Here is a 3,163-nt window from a genome sequence, read left to right as displayed (position 1 = left end):
CTTTCTCGAGCTGGTGTGTGGTCGAAGACCATCAGCATCGAGGGAGGCCCGCTTCTATGCGCGGAAGCGACCCGGGGTGGGGAATTTCAGTGAGCAGAACTGGGGAATTTCAGTGAGCGCCGTCAGTTCGATAACGTGCCCTCGGAGATCCCGAAGTCCCTCGCAATCTGCGCCGACTGGCCCTGGCCCTTCCGGGCCACCGCCACGACGTCATCACGGAACTCTTTCGGATATGCCTTTGCCATAACTGACATCCTTCCAGCGAGAATGAAATCTCACAGATCAGATGACAACCAAACCCTGGGCAGACCCTCCGCTGGGCGATGAGTGATCCAACTAAAGATTGGGGGGACGGCAAGGCTGCGACGACGACCGGCTTCGAGCGCTTCGAACGAAAGTTGCTTAGCTGCCGTAATGGTCAATTGTTCAGGATCGGAGGAGTTAGCTGCTATGGAATATCGATATTCCGATCCGTAGAGAAACATCCGGTCCCGGTCACGTTCTCCAGAATCTCGATGAAGGCCCAATTCGATATGAACCTGCGCCCCAAGGTCGCTATTGACTAGGAGTGCCGGGCCCTGGACGGCCCCTCGTGACGCTAGAATTTGCTCGCTTGCCGCCCGAGTCAGGTTGAGCCACAAATGGTTGATCTGATGTCCTCGATCAACAACACGTTGCTGTTCGAGTTCTCTGAACCTAGCAGCAAGTTCAACTGCGTTTAGCGGGCGGAGCGAGGCGTCGGGCGCAACGCATTCTTCGAGCAACGACCGCACATCCGGCGGCACTTGAGCGTTGTCCAGTGCCGGACGAATGTGAGGAAAGTCGCTGATTTTGCTATCTGTCAGACATTGCAAAATGAGAACACCAACGCTGTAAACATCACGGACATATGGCGCAGTGGCCTCGAATTCGGGAGGCGCATAGGGACCTGAACGAAATCCCTGAACGGTATGTTCACTGTGCGGCTCGTCGCCGCGTAGTTTGGCTATTCCAAAATCCGCGAGAAGCGGTTGGCCCTCGTCGTCTATCAAGATATTCGCCGGCTTGATGTCGCGATGTTCCAGCTGCTTCAGGTGCGCGTGAGCCAAGCCGTCAAGCAACGGCCTGACAAAACTTTGATAAAGATCTGGCCAGCTACTCCACGGGCGATTCTCGAGCAGGTCATTTAAATTACGGTCTACCCAATTGAGAACTAAATAGTAGGTTCCCGTCTCATCGATGCCCGCATCCCGAAAACCAACGATGTTTCGATGACTGAGCTCTCGAAGCGCTTTGGTTTCTCTATCGAAAAGTCGGCGCATCAGGTCGTCTGTTGCTGCTTGTATAAATTTCACCGCCACCGGCTTCAGATCGCGATCGTCAACTGCTTTGCGGACAATGGACAGCGCTCCCTGCGGGATGTTTTGCCCACGTTGCAGCACGTAGTGCTGTCCGACACGATCTTCCACCTGGGCCTCTTTCCTACGCACGCAGAAGCCACTAACCGGATGTAGGTACAGCGCCGGCGCTCAGCATTCGCTTCAGGTTAGTGGAGCGATGCATAAGTCACGCCTCTCCGAGTCTTTGATCCGCTTCAGGTGTGGATCTGCGCAGTAGATGGCGGCGTTCTGTGATCGCTCGGTGGCGCAGCTAGACAGAGGGCCGTTTTGAGAAGAACGAGTATGCAGTCACTCAGTTGGGGACACGAAGGCCGGCCAGCGATGGGCAACGACATACTGACGGTATGGCAGATGACTTGATGGGCGTAGCGCCTGAGGACTTACGTCGGCGTATTGACGAAACACAACGTGACCTCGAAGGTCTTGTTCGAGAACGAGACCTTATGCGAAGAGACGTTCCCGAGCGTGATGCCATTTCTTACGGCTATGACCTTGCTATTTACTCAGCTAATTCTCGACTCGAGACCATCGCTCTCTTGCTCGCACGTCTCGAAGTCCCGGCCGCGCGGCACGTCTGGGATAGGCATCTTGTGGTCTACCTTTACGCGGCAATCGAGGCTTACCCCCAGCTGGCGGGCAAACTCATTCGCGAGTGCCAGCGCCTCACCACTCATGGGCAAACAGTCGTTGACTACGAAGCCGTGAGAGCGGCTCACAAGGACTACAAAAAGGGCGTCGCGCTGCTACCGAAAGAGTTCATGGAAGCGCTTGAGCGTGTGCGGAACACTGGCGGGGCGCACCATCTCACCACGCCCCACTCTGGCATCGATGGATTGATCGAATCGATCGAGGAGCAGATGAACTCAGACACCAACGCCTTCGATCCTCTGTTGAAAAATGCATTGACGTGGTCTATGCGAGCCATCACATTTGGGCAGGAGTCCTTCGCTGCACTTCACGTCACCCGCTTGCCGGCCATCCCTGGTCGCGAGGAGTACCTGCGGCTCGTGAAGAAGCTAGACGACGAGCAAGTACCCGAAACCGATCCAAGACAAGACGACCATACGGTTGCTCTGTGATGTTCGGCGTCGCGGACGAGCCGCCCTTGGGAGATCGAGATTTGCCGACAGTCGAAGAGATCGCAAACGAGACAGACCACACTCTGCTGAGGATGTCATTCGTTATCACGCTATCTCCGACTCCGCTCACGGAGCTCGCGACTCGTTGTTTCGCGTTGACTCCCCCTCCGCCAGGACGCCGCGACTCATTTCAGCCGGTGCTTTCACCGGGAACTTCAATTCGATTTCGAGCCATACAGCCGAGGAGATGAAGACGATGATCGGCATGTTGTCCTCATCCGTTCGCATCGACTACTACGAAGGGTTCCCATAGCCGCCGGGGCGGTGGAGATGATTCGAGATGGGGGCTCGTGGGTCCTCACATGGATTTGGATTCATCCTTGGGACCGTGGAAATCGCAACGGAACGACGGAGCGGGCACTCAATAATCTGGACTCCGCTTACGGCGAATTCAAGATCGAGGGCCCCATAAGTGGTTCGATGCGCGCTCTTATGAAGAAGCGTAGCTACGAGGACCGCGAGGTGTATCGATCGTAAACACCGGCCATGTCTGCGAAGTCAGGATCATGGGGCGACTTTTGAGTATTTGAGGCTTTGAGCCCCATTTGATCGTGTGGTTGGGCACCATCGATTGTGCGGGTCAGCACCAGTGGTGGCGTGGTTTCGGTACCACTGGTGCTGTCCCGCGGGTGTCAGGCCGTGGCG

General features: G+C 56.0%; 4 protein-coding genes. 1 reads left to right on the top strand and 3 read right to left on the bottom strand.

Translation table 11 applies throughout. From position 1 onward, the window contains the following. Window positions 1-122 precede the first annotated feature (122 nt). Window positions 123-245 (bottom strand): hypothetical protein, encoded by a 123-nt coding sequence (locus B7R22_RS20145; protein WP_301182628.1) that lies wholly within the window; start codon window positions 243-245, stop codon window positions 123-125. A gap of 30 nt (window positions 246-275) precedes the next feature. Further along, window positions 276-1,448 carry a serine/threonine-protein kinase gene (locus B7R22_RS18200; protein WP_172582557.1) on the bottom strand — a complete coding sequence of 391 codons (1,173 nt, stop codon included), beginning with the start codon at window positions 1,446-1,448 and terminating at the stop codon, window positions 276-278. A 275-nt stretch (window positions 1,449-1,723) separates the two neighbouring features. Between B7R22_RS18200 and B7R22_RS18195 the strand changes: the two genes are divergently transcribed. Next, a complete protein-coding gene (locus B7R22_RS18195; protein ID WP_147305465.1) occupies window positions 1,724-2,458 on the top strand; it encodes a hypothetical protein in 735 nt (244 codons plus the stop codon). Window positions 2,459-2,584: 126 nt separating this feature from the next. Here the strand turns inward: B7R22_RS18195 and B7R22_RS19375 are convergent, their stop codons facing one another. Then, the gene (locus B7R22_RS19375) at window positions 2,585-2,725 is read right to left on the bottom strand and encodes a hypothetical protein (RefSeq protein ID WP_172582555.1); all 141 of its coding nucleotides are present in this window, start codon (window positions 2,723-2,725) and stop codon (window positions 2,585-2,587) included. Window positions 2,726-3,163: the final 438 nt, after the last annotated feature.

Origin of the sequence: Subtercola boreus (assembly GCF_003399635.1) — a bacterium.
In the GTDB taxonomy this organism is placed as follows: Bacteria; Actinomycetota; Actinomycetes; order Actinomycetales; family Microbacteriaceae; genus Subtercola; species Subtercola boreus_B.
This window is presented reverse-complemented; position numbering and strand designations above follow the sequence as displayed.